This is a genomic window from Nocardia sp. NPDC046473 (assembly GCF_040645995.1).
Classification (GTDB): domain Bacteria; phylum Actinomycetota; class Actinomycetes; order Mycobacteriales; family Mycobacteriaceae; genus Nocardia.
Map to the genome: position 1 here is coordinate 675962 of NZ_JBEYZJ010000001.1, position 16218 is coordinate 692179.

Here is a 16218-nt window from a genome sequence, read left to right on the forward strand (position 1 = left end):
GACTGATTACCTAGGGAAAGACCGGGGATTTCCTGGAGGTTCGCGACTTCTCGCCGCAATATCGTTGGCTGCACGCGGAGGTTTTCGGATTGAGGGGTTCGTTTTGAGTGCTATCAGCACGGCGTCAGTTGATCGGGACAGTGGAGCCTGGGATGTCGACCCGGGCTCGCGGTGGAACCTGTTGACCCGCATCGCATTCCGGTTCTGTTTCACCTATTTCGGCCTGTTCTGCCTGGTGTTTCCGCAGTTCTTGTTCGTTTACAGCGGAGTGCTCGGGCCGAAGCTGCCCCAGCGTGCGATCAATGGATTCCTGGACCCGCTGAGTCCGATCTGGGAATGGGTCGGTCGGCATGTCTTCGGCGCGGACGTCCAGTTGCATCTGGATTCCGGCAGCGGCGACCAGGCGATCATCTGGGTCTTCTTGTTCTGCGACCTGGTGGTCGCGCTGCTGGCGACGGTCGTGTGGTCCGTGCTGGATCGGCATCGCCCGAGCTACCAGCGGCTGAACGCCTGGTTCCTGCTCTTCCTGCGGCTCTGCCTTGCCGGACAGATGCTCTTCTACGGCCTGGCCAAGGCCATTCCCTCCCAGATGCCGGAGCCGCCGCTGGCCACTCTGCTCACCGAGTACGGCGACTTCACTCCGGCATCGGTGCTCTGGATGCAGGTCGGCAGTTCGCCCGTTTACGAGATCCTGCTCGGCTCCGCGGAAGTCGTCGCCGGTCTGTTGTTGTTCCTGCCGCGGACCGCGACGCTGGGCGCGATGCTCAGCCTGGTGAGCATGGCGCAGGTGTTCATCCTGAACATGACCTTCGATGTGCCGGTGAAGATCTTGGCCGGCCACCTCATGCTGATCTCGCTGGTACTGCTCGCGCCGCAGGCCAGGAGACTGGCCAATGTGCTGGTGCTGCAACGCTCGTCGGAGCCCGCGACGCAGCCGGAGCCGTTCCGATCGCGGCGAATCCGGTGGATCGCGGTCGGTGTGCAGGCGGTGCTCGCCGTGTGGGTGCTGCTAGGGCAAGTGCAACAGGACATGAAGTTCTGGAACGAAGGTGGCGGCGGCACCGAAAAGCCTGCCCTGTACGGGATTTGGACGGTGTCGGAGTTCACTCAGGACGGTCGGCCGCTCGCGCCGCTGACCACCGACCAGGACCGTTGGCAGCGCGTGGTTTTCGACATCGGCGGCATGACCTACCAGAAGATGGACGGCAGTCTGGTGCCCGTCGTCGGCACGGTCGACACCCAGGCACGCACCGTCACGGTCGCCAAGGCGACAGGCGACGCCTTGCCGGGGCAGATCGCGCAGGCCCAGCCGACCCACATCGGCACCTTCACCTTCGCACAACCCACACCGGACCAGTTGCGACTGGACGGTCAACTCAACGGCCACCAGGTAACCCTGACGCTGGAACAGGTAGACCTGAACTCATTCCCCTTGCGCAGCACCGGCTTCAAGTGGGTCCAGGACTACCCGCACTTCAGCTGACCGGCTGTGTTCAGCCGATGGTGATGGCGTCGAGGCGGGTGCGGAGGAACTCGGCGGAGACGACCGGGGGTAGGCCGGTCACTCGTCCGATCGGTGGTCGGAGTGGGGTGACGATGGCGTCGTGGTCTAGTTCGTAGAAGTAGATCAACGACACCAGGTCTTCCTCCGGAGCTTCCGCCTGGGGCGGCAGCACGCGGTGGCGGCCGGACGGCCATCGCTCGCCGCTCCAATAGGCAAGCAGGTCACCGATGTTCACCGTCAGGGCGGCGGGATCGTAGGGGGCGTCGGCCCAGCCGTCCGCCTCGGTGAACACCTGAAGACCGCCTGCGCCGGGCTCGCGGTCGAGCACGGTGACGGTGCCGAAATCGGTGTGTGGGCCGATGCGGAACTGGCCCGGCTCCGGTGTGCCGACGGCGGTCAGTGGTGGGTAGTGGTTGATGTTGCAGGTCCAGGTGGGGCGGGCAGCCAAGTCTTGAAATGGGTTGGCGGGCAGGTGAAGTGCTGCGGCGAACAGTGCGAGTAGTTCGTCGGACAGGGTGTGCACGGCGTCGGTGTAGGCGGTCGCCAATTCGCGTAGCTCGATCACCTCATCCGGCCAGACATTGGGCAGGAACCAGACGTCGTCGATCTGTCGATCACCGGTCGCGGTGTCCGCGCCGATGGCGAAGGTCTCCTTCAGATCGGGCGGGGTCGCGGTGCCCTCGGCGTAGCCGTTGGCTTCCTTGCCCGGCCCGATCCACCCGCGCCCGCCGACCGTGACGGCGTACTTCTCCTTCACCGGGTCCGGTAGCGCGAAGAACCGCCGCGCTGCCGCGCGTACCTGTCCGGCCAGGCCCTCCGGCACACCGTGCCCGTGGACCAGCAGGAATCCGGCGCGCCGCAACCCCTCGTCCACCTCGCGTTCGACCTCGGCGGCCTCGGTGCCGCCGGCACGCCATCGGGACAGGTCGATCGATGCGATCGCGTTCATTCGGTCTCACTCTCCGCTGGTGCGTTCGAAGGTGTTCACTGCGCCTCGATTGCGTCCGCGACGCCGATGTCTTCGTTCCACAGCGCGGGGTTCTCGGTGATGAACCTGGTCATCATCTCGACGCACCGATCGTCCTCCAGCACGGTCACCGCGACGCCGTGCTCGGCCAGCCAGTCGTGGCCGCCGTAGAAGGTCTGCGATTCGCCGACGATGACCGAGCCGATGCCGAACTGGCGGACCAGACCGCTGCAGTACCAGCACGGCGACAGCGTGGTCACCATGATCGTCGCCCCGTAGTCGCGGCGGCGGCCCGCGGCGCGGAAGGCGTCGGTTTCGGCGTGGATGCTGGGATCGCCGGACTGCACGCGACGGTTGTGGCCGCGCCCGAGCAGCGTGCCGTCGGCCGCGAACAGCGCCGCGCCGATCGGGATGCCGCCCTCGGCGAGCCCGAGCTGAGCCTCGTCGTATGCCACCTCGAGCAGTTGTCGTGCCGATATCGACTGCGTCATGGGTCAAGCCTCCAAGGGAACCGCCCCTTACCGCAACGTACAGATCGTCCGCACGGTCCTGGGGTATGGATGACAGGATGACCGCATGTTGCCTACCGTGCGCGAATTGCTCGACGATCAGTTCGGCGCGGCCGATCCGCTCGTTTTGGCAGGTCACAGCGCACTGCGGCGGGCGGTGCGCTGGGTGCATTCGAGCGAGATCTACGAGATCAGTCCGCTGCTGTCCGGTGGTGAACTGCTGCTCACCACCGGGCTCGGCCTGGCCGGGATGGACGCGGGGACGCGGCGGCACTACCTGCGCGAGGTCGCCGGGCGCGAGGTCGCCGGTGTCGCCATCGAGCTGGGCCGCACCTTCGACGCCATCCCGCCGGACATGGTGGCGGAGGCGTCGCGGCATGGGCTGCCGTTGATCGCGTTGCGCAGCGTGGTGCCGTTCATCGATCTGTGCCGGGCCGCGAATACCGAGATCGTGTCGCGGGAGGTGCGTTCGCTGCGGCTGCTCAACGAGTTGGCGCGCGACCTCACCGGGGAGTTGGCGGCGGGCAATGGGCTCGCCCAGCTGCTCGCCAGGATCGGCGAGGTGGCGGGTTGCGCGCTGATCGTGACGAGCGGCAACGGGGCGTTGATCGCCGCGCACGGCGTCGACGATGATCGATCGGCTTGGGCGGCAGTCGAATCCGCGGCCGCTTCCGCATCGATCCGGGCCAGGGAGAACACGTGGGGGACGCTCACCGCGGGGCCCGGCTCGCCGCTGGACGGCGCTACCCTCGCCACCGTCCTGGACCAATCTGCCCCGAGTCTCGGTCTCGCGCTGGCCAACTCGGGCGCGCCGACGGGGCGTCCGCAGCTCGCGGCGACGACATTGCTCGCGGATCTGCTGGACGGCAAGCCGATTCGGCAGGCTGATCTGAAAGTAAGGGCCAGCGGGGCCGGTGTGCCCACGCTGGCGCGACGCACGCTGGTGCCGGTGGCGATCGATGCACCCGACGCCCGCATCGCGACCCGTCTGATCGACACCGCGGCAAAGGAACTCGGCAGACCCGGCCTGGTCGCCGAGGTGCACGCCACCACCTACGCGGTGCTCGCGCTGGACGAGGCGACCGCGGACCCGGTCGGCGAGACGGTCCGGCTGCTACGAAACGCGTTCGCCACCAACATTATCGAGGGTGTCACTCTCGTGGTCGGTGATCCCTGCGAGTTCACCTCCGCCGCACTGACGGGATCACTGGAAGCCACCAGGTCCGCACTCCGCCTGGCCACCCGGCACCGCCGCGACTGGCTGGCGGGCAGCCCCATCTCCACCTGCCGCGAACTGGCCACCGAACTCGTCGTCGAGTCGCTGCCCGCAGCCGAACGCACCCGCCTGATCGCCACCACTATCGCCCCGCTGATCGCTTGGGACACAACCCATCACAGCAACCTGACCCGCACCCTGGAGGTCTACCTGCGCCACGGCGGCAGCCCCACCCGCTGTGCCACCACCCTGCACATCGGCCGCCAATCCCTCTACCAGCGCCTGGACCGCATCCGCGACCTTCTCGGCTACGACCCCGCCACCCCCGCCCTCACCGGCACCCTCCTGCTGGCTCTGTGCGCCCACCGCCTCACAACCTCCGCCTGACGCCGCAGCTGCCCGCTGTGGTCCGGCGCACCTACCGCCGCGGGATCCGCACCGACTCTCGGGATCCGCACTGACTAGGGGCGTCCAGAGCGGGTGCAGATCCCGAGAGAGGGTGCGGCAGTTGCTTGCCGCGCGCTCAGGCGGAGGTGACGCGGCGGCGCGCGAGTGCGAGGTAGGCCCCAGCGGCGAGGACGAAGCCGACGAAGAAGGTGATGTCGCCCAGGTCGGGGAGTTCGCGGACGATGTAGCCGGTGAACTTGGCCTGGTTGGAGAACAGTAGGACCGAGATCGCCAGGCCGAGTAGGAAGGCCGCTACGCCTGGCCAATTGGTGTAGGCCCGGTCGTAGAGCAGGTCGTTGATCTTGCGGCCGCGGCGCAGGTACTGGTCGACGAACATCACGCCGAGCCACGGGCCGATCCAGTACGCGACGATCAGCAGGAACGCCTCATAGCTGGCGGCCGCGTCGGGCAGCGCCCACCAGGCGACCAGGAATCCGATGGCGCCGAAGCAGATCGAGACGACGGCCCGTTGCGTCCGGATCGGCAGCTTGATGCCGATCGTCACGAATGCCATTGCGCCCGAATACACATTCAACGCATTGGCGGCGACGGCCCCGAGCGCGATGGCGAGCAGGGTCAGATTCGCCAGCACACCAGGCAGATTCGCGGTGAACACATCTGTCGGACTGCCCTGCGCCGAGCCGACGATGGTGGCCGAGGCCGCGCCCAACGCCGACAACCACAGGCACGAGACGAACAGTCCGGCCCCGGCATAGCCGCCGGTGGCGACCCGGGACACGGTCTTGGGCAGATACCGGGAGTAGTCCGCCGCGTACGGATTCCAGCCGCCCGCATAGCCGAACGCGGTGCCGACCGTCAGCAGAAACCCGCCGATCCCGCCCACGCCACCCGACGGCGCGGCGGCACCGAGGTCGGCCTTGCTGAAGATCACCACGGTCACCACCAGGAACACGACCGCTAGCACCGGGAACACGAACCGCTCGAACGCGTGCACCAGGTTGTGCCCGAACGCGGCAAAACCGGTCTGCACCAACACGATCAGGATCAGCGCGGTGAGCTTCGGCATGCCGGTCAGCGTGCTCAACGCGAACGCGCCGCTCACGCTGTTGGTGGCGAACCAGCCCACTCCACACATGATCGACATGAATGCCGCGGGCAGCGCATTGCCTCGATACCCGAAAGCCAAGCGCCCCAACACCATCTGCGGCACGCCATGCGCGGGCCCACGCGCGGACAGCACGTAATGCGCTGCCGCGCCGAGCCCGACGCCCACCGCGAGACCGAGCGTCGCCTGCCAGAAGTTCATCCCGAACGCGGTGACCGACAGCACGCCGATGAAGATGGTGGCGAATTCCAGGTTCGGCGACATCCAGGTCCAGAACAGCTGGCGCGGCCCGCCGTGCCGGGCGTCGTCGGGAATGTGCTCGTTGCCGCCCGGTTCCACCGCGATGACGCGGTCGGCGTATTCGGACGCCAGCGGCGTGTCATCGGTCAAAGCCATGTATGAACACTCGTCGGTACTCGGCCGGTGAGCAACGGACGAACCGTACGTCAGTCGGCGGCACGAAGTGGACAGTTCGCCCACTCGGAGCGACTCAGCCGACGGCGCTGACCTGGTTGCTCCAATTCGGCGACGGTGTGAAGAACTCACCGCCGGTGCGGAAGGCGTCGCGCGCGGTCGCATCGCCTTGCAGCTGCGCCATCAACCACGCAGTCGGATACCCGAGATAGCCGTACACCCCGGTCGTGCACGGCACCGACGCGGCCGCGCAGTCCGGCTGCCCCTGCACGTCGTTGTGGTTCGGGCCGTTGAGCGTGCCCCACACCTTCGGCAGATTCGCCGGAGTCGCCTCGTAGTAGGCCTGATTCGACTGCAAGCCCTCCGCCTGCCACGGCACCAGTTGCTGCGACGGCGAGATGAGTCCATCGGACGACCCGTTCACCAGGAACACCGAACCTGTTGTCAGCGAACGGGTATCGGCGCAGGAGGCCGAGGTGGAACAGAAGTGCTGCGCCGGAAGCTCCAGCGGCACCGCGGTTTTGATCGCCCCACCCGAATCTCGCAGTGCGTTCAGCACCCCGGAAGCGCCTTGCGAATGTCCCATCGCACCGACCGCCGCCTTGTCCAACTTCCCGTAGAACACGCTCGCCGGATCGTCGCCCTGCGCCATCAGGTAGTCCAGGGACTTCCGAATGTCGGCTCCGGACCCGGTGCTCTGGTTCTCGGTGCCGATCACGACAAAGCCCCACGACGCCAAATGCCGCAGCAGAGAGGCATATTGGCCCGGTACCGCGTTGGTCCCGTCACCCCACACCACAATCGGATGCCGACCAGCCCCCAGATCGGTCGGATACCAGACATCGAACTTCGCCCCGGTGGAGTCGCAGCACCCGAAGCCGAGCTGCTCGGTCACCGCCGCCGGACCAGGCTGGAAGTACTTCGACTCGACACCCTGCGTCGGCACATACGGTGCCGGATCAGCATGCGCCACACCGGCTGTGGCGGGCACGAAAGCCAGCGCTATCGAGGCGACGACCATCGGTACTGTCCGACTCCAGCGGTTCATCCGCCCGAGTATAGGAACGATCAGCGCCGCCTCGGCCGGTGGTCCGCGCACGACCGTTTCCCGCTGATCGAGCGCCGCCGCCGGGCTCGGCACGGGCCTCGGACCAGCGGTGACCGAGTCGATTGCCGTCGCGCCGAACCGAGGCCGTAGGCTCGAAAACTGTGCCGAACACGTCAGACCACACCGCCGACCAGGCGGTATCCGATACTGCCACGCCGCATGAGGGCGACCCGAACTATCTGGTCGGGCTCGATCTCGACGGACGCCGGGTCGTCGTAGTCGGCGGCGGCACCGTGGCGCAGCGCAGGCTCGGGTTGCTGATCGCTTCCGGCGCGGAGGTGCACGTGGTGAGCCGGGAGGTCACTCCGGCGGTCGAGGGAATGGCGACCTCCGGGCAGATCACGGTGACGCTGCGGGCTTACGCGGACGGTGACCTGGACGGTGCGTGGTACGCGATCGCCTGCACCGACGAACCGGAGACCAACGCGGCCGTGGTCGAGGAGGCCACCCGCCGCCGGATCTTCTGCGTGCGCGCCGACAACGCGCGCCTCGGCACCGCGGTCACCCCGGCGACCGCCCGCTACGACGGCATGACCCTCGGCGTGCTGGCCGGCGGTCAGCATCGGCGCTCGGCCGCGGTGCGCAACGCACTGCTGGAGGCGCTGCAATCCGGTGTGGTGACCGATGATTCGACCCCGATCACACCGGGCGTGGCGCTGGTCGGTGGTGGGCCCGGCGACCCGGACCTGATCACGGTGCGCGGCCGCCGCCTGCTCGGTCGCGCGAATCTGGTGGTCGCCGACCGCCTCGCCCCGCCGGAACTGCTGGCCGAACTCGGCCCCGACGTCGAGGTGATCGACGCGGCCAAGATCCCCTACGGCCGCGCGATGGCCCAGGACGCGATCAATGCCGCGCTGATCGAGGGCGCGAAGGCAGGCAAGTTCGTGGTCCGACTCAAGGGCGGCGACCCGTACGTATTCGGCCGCGGCTTCGAGGAACTCGAGGCGTGCATCGACGCGGGCATTCCGGTAACCGTCGTCCCCGGCATCACCAGCCCGATCTCGGTCCCCGCCGCCGCAGGCATCCCGGTCACGCACCGCGGCGTCACCCACGAATTCGTAGTGGTCAGCGGCCACGTCGCCCCCGACCACCCCGACTCCCTGGTCGACTGGCCCGCTCTCGCCCGCCTCCGCGGCACCATCGTCCTGATGATGGCCGTCGAACGCATCGAACAATTCGCCACCGTCCTCATGGACAACGGCCGCCCCGCAACCACCCCGGCCACCGTCATCCAAGAAGGCACGATGCGCACCCAACGCGTCGTGCGCGCCGACCTCGGCACCGTCGCCGCCCGCGTCCGCGACGAAGGTATCCGGCCGCCCGCCATCGTGGTTATCGGCCCGACTGCAGGGTTCTCCGCGGACAGCTGACGTGCCCCACTGCCGCAGGGGTTCTGATTTCTCGCACAACCGACTCGCCGCGCAAACACGCGTGCGTATGTCAGAAGGCGGGTAGGCGCCAGCAGGCCACCGATATTGTGCTGCTCGTCCGGGTCAGTACAGTGGCTCACTGTGCTCGAGAATCCCGCTGCGACGATGCAGTATCCGATGAAGCAGCGGGCCTTCGGGCTCGCCATCCTAGTGCTGAGCGGGCTGCAACTCATGGTGGTGCTGGACGGCACCGTCGTGATCTTCGCGCTGCCTCGGTTGCAGGAGGAGATGGGGCTGTCCAGCGCGGGTAGCGCGTGGACGGTCACCTCCTACGGTCTGACGTTCGCGGGGCTGATGCTGCTCGGCGGGCGGCTCGGTGACGCATTCGGGCGCAAGCGGATGTTGATCATCGGCGTCGGGCTGTTCACCTTCGCCTCGCTGTTGTGCGGATCGGCGCAGAACGAGGGGATGCTCCTTGCCGCGCGTGCGATCCAGGGTGCCGGTGCGGCGATTGCGGCGCCGACCGCGTTCGCCCTCGTAGCAACGACTTTCGCGCCGGGCAAGGCGCGTAACCAGGCCATCGCGATCGTCGGCTCGATGGTCGGCATCGGCTCGGTGGGCGGCCTGGTCGTCGGTGGCGCGCTGACCCAGGTGTCCTGGCGCTGGATCTTCCTGATCAACGTGCCGATCGGGATCCTGATCATCGTCGGTGCGATCTACAAGCTGGCCGACACCGCGCACCACCGCTCACCGCTGGACGTGCGCGGCGCGATCCTCGGCACGCTCGCCTGCGCCGCCATTGTGTTCGGCGCGACCGAGGGACCCGAGATGGGCTGGGACAACCCGGTCATCATCGGCGCACTGGTCGGCGGGATCGTGCTGCTGGTGGTGTTCGTGATCATGGAGCGGCAGATCGCCGATCCGCTGCTGCCCTGGTCGCTGTTCGACAGCCGGGACCGGGTCGCGACCTTCCTGCTGATCTTCCTGGCCGGCGGCGTGCTCGGCGCGATGACCTTCTTCGTCGCGCAGTTCCTGCAGAACGTCATCGGCTACACCCCGCTGCAGGCGGGCGTCGCGGCCATCCCGTTCACCATCGGCATCGGTATCGGCGGCGCGCTGGCCTCCAAGCTCGCCATGCTCTTCGCGCCACGCTGGCTGCTGGCCGGTGCGGCGGTCGTGCTCGGTGTCGGCCTGCTGTTCGGCTCGACGCTCGACGGCGACGTGCAGTACCTGACCACGCTGCTGCCGCTGCTGGTGGTGATCGGCTTCGGCGTCGGCATGGCGATGGTGCTCGCGCCGCTGTGCGTGCTCGTCGGGGTGTCCGCCGAGAACATCGGGCCGCTGTCGGCGGTGGGGCAGATGTTCATGAACCTGGCGACGCCGGTGGCGATCGGCCTGCTCAGCCCGATCGCGGCCTCGCGCACGCTGTCGCTCGGCGGGCGGACCGGCAAGGTGACCGAGATGAACGCGACCGAGGTCGCCGCGCTGGGCAGCGGCTACACGCTGGTGCTGTTCGTGTGTGCGATCGTCGCGTTCGTGGCCGGTCTGATCGCGTTGACCCTGCGGTTCACCCCGCAGCAGCTCGCGCAGGCGCAGCACGCGCAGGAAGAGGCCCAGCAGGCCTGAACCTGCCGGGCCCGCGGTTTCAGAAGCGACCCGCGACCTTGCGTGGCGTCACGCGGACGATGACCCGCGGTCCGTCGTTGACCGAGGCGGGATTGAAATCCAGGTACTTCTGACCGGTGTACTTCGACGACAACTCGTCCGGCAGCGTCTTGTCCGGATCCGCCGTGAGCGTCGCGGTGCCGCGGATCTCCGCGTACTTGTACGGCTCCTCCGGCGGGTTGATCATCACCGTGATCCGCGGATCGCGCGCCAGGTTCTTGCCCTGTTGGCGATCGGTGGTCGTAGAGAACACGAGGTCGTCGCCGTCGCGCTTGAGCCAGATGACGGTCAGGTGGGGTTGCCCGTTCGGCCCGATCGTCGCCGCGGTCGCGAACACCTTCGACTCGTCCAGATACTTCTTCAGATCTTCGGAAAGCTCAGTGGTATCGGTCACGCACAGGTGGAACACCGCGGGCGCCAACGGCATTCCGGACCGGCGAAAGCCGGGACCGACCATGCGGTCGGCCCCGGCCCGCGCCAGGACGGGTGTCCTCAGGAAGCGTGCTGGTCCGCCACGGTCAGCGTCTGGTCGAGAATGGCCAGCCCTTCCTTGGCCTCGGCCTCGCTGACAATGCACGGCGGCACCACGTGCAGCCGGTTGAAGTTGACGAACATCAGCAGCCCGGCGGCCTTGCACGCGGCGACGACCTCGTTCATCGCCGGACTCGTTCCGCCGTAGGGCGCGAGGGGTTCGCGAGTCGCCCGATCGCGGACGAGTTCCAATGCCCAGAACACACCGGTGCCGCGCACCTCGCCGATGCTCGGGTGCCGATCGGCGAGTTCACGCAGGCCGGGACCGAGTACCCGGGCGCCGATCTCGGCCGCGTTCTCGATGATGCGTTCGTCCGCCATCGCGTTGATCGTCGCGACCGCGGCGGCCGTGGCCAGCGGATGGCCCGAGTAGGTGAGTCCGCCGGGGTAGGGGGTGTCGTCGAAGGTCGCGGCGATCGCCGGGCTGATCGCCACCCCACCGAGCGGCACGTAGCCGGAGTTCACGCCCTTCGCGAAGGTGAGCAGGTCGGGCACGACGCCCTCGAAATGCTCTATCGCGAACCACTTTCCGGTGCGTCCGAAGCCCGACATCACCTCGTCGGCGATGAAGATGATGCCGTACTTGTCGCACAGCGCCCGCACGCCCGCCAGATAGCCCGGCGGTGGAACCATGATTCCCGCTGTGCCCGGGATGGATTCGAGCACGATCGCGGCGATGGTGTTCGGCCCCTCGAACGCGATGGTCTGCTCGAGATGCGCCAAAGCGCGCTCGGTTTCCTCGGTTTCGTCGGTCGAGTGGAATTGCGTCCGATAGAGGAACGGGCCGAAGAAGTGCACCACGCCGCTGTTGCCGTGATCGTTGGGCCAGCGCCGCGGATCACCGGTCAGGTTGACCGCGGTCTCGGTGCCGCCGTGATAGGAGCGGTAGCGCGCCAGCACTTTGTAGCGGCCGGTGTGCAGCCGCGCCATCCGCACCGCGTGCTCGACCGCCTCCGCGCCGCCGTTGGTGAAGAAGATCCGGTTCAGCTCGCCGGGTGTCCGCTCGGCGATCAACCGGGCCGCCTCCGAGCGAGCATCGTTGACGTGCGGCGGAGCGATGGTGCACAGCTTGGCGGCCTGCTCCTGTATCGCCGCAACGACTTTCGGGTGTTGATGGCCGATATTGGTGTTCACCATCTGGGAGGAGAAGTCGAGCAGCCGGTTGCCCTCCCCGTCCCAGACGTAACAGCCCTGGGCGGCGCTGATCGTCATCGGGTTGAGATGCGCCTGGGCGGACCAGGAGTGGAAGACATGGCGGCGATCGAGCTCGTACGCGCGGGCGGCCGCCGCGCGTACGAGCTCCGGTGTCGATCCGTTCGGGAGGGTCATCGGCGAGTTCTCCTGCGTCGCTGGGGTTGTCGGTTACTTGTTCTCAGGGCCGTGGCTATTTGTTCTCGGGGAACCCGAGGTTGATACCACCGTGGCTCGGGTCGAGCCAGCGCGTCGTCACCGCTTTGCCGCGGGTGAAGAAGTGCACCCCGTCGGCGCCGTGCGCGTGCGAGTCGCCGAACAGCGAGTTCTTCCAGCCGCCGAAGCTGTAGTAGGACATGGGCACCGGGATCGGCACGTTGATGCCGACCATGCCGACCTCCACCTCGTTGTGGAAGCGCCGGGCCGCACCGCCGTCGTTGGTGAAGATCGCGGTGCCGTTGCCGTACGGGTTGGCGTTGATCAGCGCGAGTGCGTCGTCGTAGCTGTCCACCCGCACCACCGAGAGGACGGGACCGAAGATTTCGTCGGTGTAGACGCTCATCTCCGTGCCGACATGATCGAGAATCGTCGGCCCGAGCCAGAATCCGTCCGCCGCCCCGTCGGCCTCGATCCCGCGACCGTCGAGTACCACACTGGCGCCGGCGGATTCACCCGCCGCGATGTACTCGGCGACCTTGTCGCGGTGCGCGCGGGTGACCAGCGGACCCATGTCGGTGCCGCGGGTGCCGTCGCCGGTCTTGATGGTGCCGGCCCGCTCGGTGATCTTGCCGACCAGTTCGTCGGCCACGTCGCCGACCGCGACCACCACGCTGATCGCCATGCATCGCTCACCCGCGGAACCGAATCCGGCGTTCACCGCGGCATCGGCGGCCAGATCCAGGTCGGCGTCCGGCAGCACCACCATGTGGTTCTTCGCGCCGCCGAGTGCCTGCACCCGCTTGCCGGCGGTGGTCCCGCGCTGATAGACGTACTTCGCGATCGGGGTCGAGCCGACGAACGAGACCGCCTTGATGGCGGGGTTGTCCAGCAGCTCGTCGACCGCGACCTTGTCGCCCTGCAGCACGTTGAAAACGCCCGCGGGCAAACCTGCTTCGTCCCACAGCTCGGCCAGCCACAGCGACGCCGACGGATCCTTCTCGCTCGGCTTGAGCACCACCGTGTTGCCCGCCGCGATGGCCAGCGGGAAGAACCACATCGGCACCATCGCCGGAAAATTGAACGGCGAGATGACGGCCACCGGGCCCAGCGGCTGGCGGATGGAGAAGATATCCACCTTCGTCGACGCGTTCTCGGTGTAGCCGCCCTTCAGCAGATGCGGTACGCCGCAGGCGAATTCGACTACTTCCAGGCCGCGGCTCACCTCGCCCATCGCGTCGGCGAGCACCTTGCCGTGCTCGGCGGTGATCAGCTTCGCGAGGTCTTCCTTGCGCTCGTTCAGCAGTTCGCGGAACCGGAACAGGATCTGGGTGCGCCGTGCCAGTGAGGTGTCCCGCCAGGCCGGGAAGGCATCGGCGGCGGCATCGATCGCCGCGCGAGTGTCCGCGACATCGGCGAGCGCGACCTGTCCGGTCACCACCCCGGTCGCCGGATTGGTCACCGGTGCGGTCGCCTCGCTGGTGCCTGCGAAAGCCTTGCCGTCGAGCCAGTGCGCGATTGTCTGCATGTCTCCTCGATTCGATCCGTGAGCGTGGCGGTGCGTCGGCGGGATGGACGCCTCCTCGGTACTACTCTCCGGCATCAACCTTCCTGGATGACCCGACGATCTGTACGCGATTTCGGATTTCGTATTACGATTCGTCGGTGCTTCCCTCTGTGGCCGATGTGCTGGCGATGCCGGTGGTGCGCGCCGGGGAACCCGAGGTCGTCGCGGGCGGATCGTTGGATCGGCCGGTGCGCTGGGTGCACGTCAGCGATGTGGCGGATGTGGCGCAGCTGCTGGTCGGCGGCGAGCTGATCCTCACCACCGGGCAGGCCATGAGCCACGGCGACATCGCGACGGTCGGCTATCTGACCGCGCTCGCCGCCGCCGGGGTCGCGGGGCTGGTCATCGAGCTGGGCGGCTACGTCCCGGAACTCGCACCGGTCGTGGCCGCGACCGCGGACGCGCTCGGCCTGCCGTTGATCGTGCTGCACAAGATCACCCGGTTCGTCGAGATCACCGAGGCGGTGCACCGGGTCATCGTGGCCGAGCAGTACGCCGAACTCGAGTTCGCGCGCACCGTGCACGAGACCTTCACCGACCTCAGCGTGCGCCGCGCCTCGCTCGCCGAAATCGTGAAAACCGCTGCCGACATGCTCGATTCGTCGGTGGTGCTGGAGGACCTGTCGCATCGAGTGCTGACGCTCACCGCCAAGCACGCGTCCACCTCGGCGCTGCTCGACGACTGGGAGACCACCTCGCGGCTGCTGCCCGACGGCTGGGACGCGGTGGCCGTCGGCCCGCACACCCAGCGGTGGGGACGGCTGATCCTGCCCGCCAACGACGTGCCGACCGCCCGCGCCACGATGGTGCTGGAACGGGCCGCCCAGACGCTCACCCTGCACCGGATGATCGAGAAGGACCGCTTCGGCCTGCACCGCCAGGCACAGACCGGCCTCATCGACGACATGGTCAACGGCCGGGTGCTGGACGAGCGGGACGCGGTGGCGCGGGCCGCCGCGCTCGGCCTGGCGCGCCGCGCCGCCTACGTGCCCCTGGCCATCGATATCGCCGCGATCGCGGAGACCGATCCGGTGGCCAGGCAGCGCCGGGCCGCGGGCATCCTCGACGCGGTCACGCACGGCCTGGGGCTGGCGAAGCTGACCGCGCTCGCCGCCGCCGACCAGGGCGACCGGGTCGGCATGATTCTGGCGCTGCCACGTGGCGGCGACCTCGACGAGAGCCTGACGGTCGCGTGTACCGCGATCACCGGCGAGGTGCGCCGGGTGGACGGCGTCGAGCGGGTGGTGATCGGCGTTGGCGCGGAATCGGATTCGCTGCTCGACACCGCGCACGAGCTGCCGCACGCCGCGCACGTCGCGGAAGTGGCGCTGTCGCTGGCGACTTCGGCGCCGCGGCCGTTCTACCGCAGCGGCGACGTGCGGCTGCGCGGACTGCTCTCGCTGATCCGCAACGAACCCGGCGTGCAACGCTTCGCCGAGACCGAGCTGAGTGCGTTGCTGCGCTACGACATTCGGCACACCGCCGACCTGACCCGCACCTTGCGCCAGTTCCTCGACCTGGCGGGCAACAAGACCGAACTCGCGCGCAGGCTCAACATCAGCAGGCCCACGCTGTATGACCGGCTGGCCCGTATCGAGCGCATCCTCGCCGTCGATCTGGAGGACGGTGAATCCCGCACGTCGCTGCACGCCGCGCTGCTCATCCGCGACCTCACCGCCACCGCCGACGTACCGTGACTGCGTCTGTGATGCGGCTCATGGCAGTGACCGGCCGCCCGTCGTCCACGGGAACATCGCAGGTCGTAGCGTCGTTCGACGGTGTATGACAACCCTTGGATTGATCGGTAGCGGGAATATCGGCAGCACGGTCGCGCGGCTCGCCATCGCCGCGGGGCTGGATGTGGTGCTCAGCAACTCGCGTGGCCCCGAGACCCTGGCCGATCTTGTCGCGGACCTCGGCCCGCGGGCGCGCGCGGCGACCGCCGAGGAGGCGGCCGCGGCGGGGGACATCGTGGTGGTGACCGTGCCGCTGCGCAACTACCGCCAGGTGCCGGTGGCGCCGCTGGCGGGCAAGGTGGTGCTCGACACCAACAATTACTATCCGGATCGGGACGGCACCTTCCCCGAGGTCGAGGACGGGAGCACGACGAGCAGCGAACTGCTGCAACGGCATCTGCCGACCTCGAAGGTGGTCAAGGCGTTCAACAACATCTACTTCGGGCACCTCGCCACGCTGGCCCGCCCCGTCGGCTCGCCGGATCGCACGGCGCTGCCGATCGCGGGCGACGACCCGGCCGCGAAAGCCGCTGCGGCGCAACTGCTCGACGTGCTCGGGTACGACACCGTCGACGTCGGCCCGCTGAGTGAGAGCTGGCGCTTCCAAGTGAACACGCCCGTCTACGCGGACGTGTACGCATCCGGACTTCCGTTCTGGGAGAACGCCGGTGCGCCCGCCGGCGCCGCGAAGATTCGCGCATTGGTGGACGCGGCTCAGCGGTAACGCGGGAAGTATCGGTTACCTCGAACCCGGGAGCGTCGCCTGCTCCC

The 16218-nt window shown here is 68.0% G+C and carries 13 protein-coding genes; 6 read left to right on the forward strand and 7 right to left on the reverse strand.

Features of this window, described 5'->3' with window-relative positions; genetic code table 11:
• Positions 1-181: 181 nt before the first annotated feature.
• Complete coding sequence (locus tag ABZ942_RS03280; RefSeq protein WP_357378546.1) at positions 182-1483, forward strand: DoxX family protein; 1302 nt, start codon at positions 182-184, stop codon at positions 1481-1483.
• A gap of 10 nt (positions 1484-1493) precedes the next feature.
• Here the strand turns inward: ABZ942_RS03280 and ABZ942_RS03285 are convergent, their stop codons facing one another.
• Both ABZ942_RS03285 and ABZ942_RS03290 read right to left on the reverse strand, forming a co-directional pair.
• A complete protein-coding gene (locus ABZ942_RS03285; protein ID WP_357378548.1) occupies positions 1494-2453 on the reverse strand; it encodes a 2-oxoglutarate and iron-dependent oxygenase domain-containing protein in 960 nt (319 codons plus the stop codon).
• Between the two features lie 35 nt (positions 2454-2488).
• On the reverse strand, positions 2489-2962 hold the full coding sequence (locus ABZ942_RS03290) for a nucleoside deaminase (RefSeq protein ID WP_357378550.1): 474 nt from the start codon (positions 2960-2962) through the stop codon (positions 2489-2491).
• An 85-nt stretch (positions 2963-3047) separates the two neighbouring features.
• Between ABZ942_RS03290 and ABZ942_RS03295 the strand changes: the two genes are divergently transcribed.
• Positions 3048-4583: a PucR family transcriptional regulator gene (locus ABZ942_RS03295; protein ID WP_357378552.1), complete on the forward strand. Its 1536-nt coding sequence runs from the start codon at positions 3048-3050 to the stop codon at positions 4581-4583.
• A gap of 136 nt (positions 4584-4719) precedes the next feature.
• Here the strand turns inward: ABZ942_RS03295 and ABZ942_RS03300 are convergent, their stop codons facing one another.
• The gene (locus ABZ942_RS03300; RefSeq protein WP_357378554.1) at positions 4720-6105 is read right to left on the reverse strand and encodes a cytosine permease; all 1386 of its coding nucleotides are present in this window, start codon (positions 6103-6105) and stop codon (positions 4720-4722) included.
• 94 nt (positions 6106-6199) lie between these two features.
• The gene (locus ABZ942_RS03305; RefSeq protein ID WP_357378556.1) at positions 6200-7171 is read right to left on the reverse strand and encodes a hypothetical protein; all 972 of its coding nucleotides are present in this window, start codon (positions 7169-7171) and stop codon (positions 6200-6202) included.
• 239 nt (positions 7172-7410) lie between these two features.
• Here ABZ942_RS03305 and cobA point away from each other — a divergent pair, with 239 nt between their 5' ends.
• Both cobA and ABZ942_RS03315 read left to right on the forward strand, forming a co-directional pair.
• The gene (cobA, locus tag ABZ942_RS03310) at positions 7411-8601 is read left to right on the forward strand and encodes a uroporphyrinogen-III C-methyltransferase (RefSeq protein WP_357379351.1); all 1191 of its coding nucleotides are present in this window, start codon (positions 7411-7413) and stop codon (positions 8599-8601) included.
• A 165-nt stretch (positions 8602-8766) separates the two neighbouring features.
• A complete protein-coding gene (locus tag ABZ942_RS03315; protein WP_357379352.1) occupies positions 8767-10227 on the forward strand; it encodes an MFS transporter in 1461 nt (486 codons plus the stop codon).
• A gap of 19 nt (positions 10228-10246) precedes the next feature.
• On the opposite strand, the gene ABZ942_RS03320 is transcribed toward ABZ942_RS03315, so the two are convergent.
• From ABZ942_RS03320 to ABZ942_RS03330, 3 genes are all read right to left on the reverse strand, one after another.
• Positions 10247-10660: a PPOX class F420-dependent oxidoreductase gene (locus ABZ942_RS03320; protein WP_357378557.1), complete on the reverse strand. Its 414-nt coding sequence runs from the start codon at positions 10658-10660 to the stop codon at positions 10247-10249.
• 98 nt (positions 10661-10758) lie between these two features.
• Positions 10759-12126 carry an aspartate aminotransferase family protein gene (locus ABZ942_RS03325; RefSeq protein WP_357378558.1) on the reverse strand — a complete coding sequence of 456 codons (1368 nt, stop codon included), beginning with the start codon at positions 12124-12126 and terminating at the stop codon, positions 10759-10761.
• A 55-nt stretch (positions 12127-12181) separates the two neighbouring features.
• Entirely contained in the window at positions 12182-13672 is a 1491-nt protein-coding gene (locus tag ABZ942_RS03330) for a CoA-acylating methylmalonate-semialdehyde dehydrogenase (protein WP_357378560.1), read from the reverse strand.
• Between the two features lie 137 nt (positions 13673-13809).
• Here ABZ942_RS03330 and ABZ942_RS03335 point away from each other — a divergent pair, with 137 nt between their 5' ends.
• Entirely contained in the window at positions 13810-15408 is a 1599-nt protein-coding gene (locus ABZ942_RS03335; protein ID WP_357378562.1) for a PucR family transcriptional regulator, read from the forward strand.
• A gap of 85 nt (positions 15409-15493) precedes the next feature.
• Complete coding sequence (locus tag ABZ942_RS03340; protein ID WP_357378564.1) at positions 15494-16171, forward strand: NAD(P)-binding domain-containing protein; 678 nt, start codon at positions 15494-15496, stop codon at positions 16169-16171.
• The last annotated feature ends 47 nt before the right edge of the window (positions 16172-16218 follow it).

Excerpts from the sequence above, each read along its gene's own strand:
- ABZ942_RS03290 (WP_357378550.1), bottom strand. The coding sequence starts at position 2,962 with ATGACGCAGTCGATATCGGCACGACAACTGCTCGAGGTGGCATACGAC.
- ABZ942_RS03300 (WP_357378554.1), bottom strand. The coding sequence starts at position 6,105 with ATGGCTTTGACCGATGACACGCCGCTGGCGTCCGAATACGCCGACCGC.
- ABZ942_RS03305 (WP_357378556.1), bottom strand. The coding sequence starts at position 7,171 with ATGAACCGCTGGAGTCGGACAGTACCGATGGTCGTCGCCTCGATAGCG.
- ABZ942_RS03285 (WP_357378548.1), bottom strand. The coding sequence starts at position 2,453 with ATGAACGCGATCGCATCGATCGACCTGTCCCGATGGCGTGCCGGCGGC.
- ABZ942_RS03340 (WP_357378564.1), top strand. The coding sequence starts at position 15,494 with ATGACAACCCTTGGATTGATCGGTAGCGGGAATATCGGCAGCACGGTC.
- ABZ942_RS03325 (WP_357378558.1), bottom strand. The coding sequence starts at position 12,126 with ATGACCCTCCCGAACGGATCGACACCGGAGCTCGTACGCGCGGCGGCC.
- ABZ942_RS03315 (WP_357379352.1), top strand. The coding sequence starts at position 8,767 with ATGCAGTATCCGATGAAGCAGCGGGCCTTCGGGCTCGCCATCCTAGTG.
- ABZ942_RS03330 (WP_357378560.1), bottom strand. The coding sequence starts at position 13,672 with ATGCAGACAATCGCGCACTGGCTCGACGGCAAGGCTTTCGCAGGCACC.
- ABZ942_RS03295 (WP_357378552.1), top strand. The coding sequence starts at position 3,048 with ATGTTGCCTACCGTGCGCGAATTGCTCGACGATCAGTTCGGCGCGGCC.